This window comes from Nitrosomonas sp. Nm132 (assembly GCF_900100485.1).
GTDB lineage: Bacteria > Pseudomonadota > Gammaproteobacteria > Burkholderiales > Nitrosomonadaceae > Nitrosomonas.
On record NZ_FNDH01000131.1, the window covers coordinates 1 to 1027 of the forward strand.

Consider the following 1027-nt stretch of genomic DNA (forward strand, 5'->3'; position numbering starts at 1 on the left):
GATTCAAATTCGAAGTGCAACTTTTGATGGCTGTTTAGTGTAACTTACCGACACTCCGAAGAATACCTCATGCGGAGTTCTAAATCCAAGTACTTTGCGTGGTCGGTGATTGAGACGATCGATAGCCCACTGCACTTGTTCTTCGGTAACATCAGTCAATTTCATATTCTTGGGGAAATACTGTCGTAGTAATCCATTGCTGTTCTCATTCAATCCTCGCTCCCATGAATGGTAAGGATGTGCAAAGTAGATGGCCGCTTCCAGCTCTGAGGCAATAGTTTCATGTCCTGCAAATTCTTTGCCATTATCGAATGTTACAGTGTGGCATTTGTGTTTGTGGGGACGTAGCAGATTGTTGATCTTTTCTGTTACCCCTTCGGCATGTTTGGCTGGTAGTTGACCCGCCAGAATATAGCGCGATTTCCTCTCTGCCAGGGTGACTAGGATCCCCTGATGGTTCTTGCCAATCATTGTATCGCCTTCCCAATCACCTATACGCGCTCTCTGCTCAACAATCTCGGGCCGTTCAGATGCTGACCCGGTTGCGAATAGTGCCACACCGTTCTTGCCCGCTTGCATAGCGCTTGCGTCGCAGTTTCTGACAGCGCAAATGCTGCCACAAATCACCCCCTACCAGTTTGTCTGCGTATAGGTGTTGGTAGATGGTCTCATGGCTTATGGACAATTCACCTTCCCGTTCAAGTCGGGCTGATGCCTGTTCAGGACTCATATCCTGCCGAATTAGCCTGTCCACCTTATTCCAATCTTCCAAGCTAAATCGTTTGACATGACTACATCCCTTGCGCCGTTCGTCCCGCAATTCCTGTGCCTGCTTCGGCCGCCACCCTCGTTGTCCTCTATTACGCCTCAGTTCGCGCGAGATCGTAGACTTATCCACACCAACTTCATTCACTATATCTCTTTGCTTAAAACCTGCTTTGCGTAACCCGTAAATCTGATATCGTTGCTCTTGGGTGAGCTGCTGATAGTGCTTCATCTGGGCTCCTTTTATTTGATCGTTCAAGAA

1 pseudogene is annotated in these 1027 nt (G+C 48.0%); it reads right to left on the minus strand.

Annotated elements, in window-relative coordinates:
• Positions 1-3 precede the first annotated feature (3 nt).
• Positions 4-997 (minus strand): annotated as a pseudogene (locus BLP80_RS15000) (IS30 family transposase).
• Positions 998-1027: the final 30 nt, after the last annotated feature.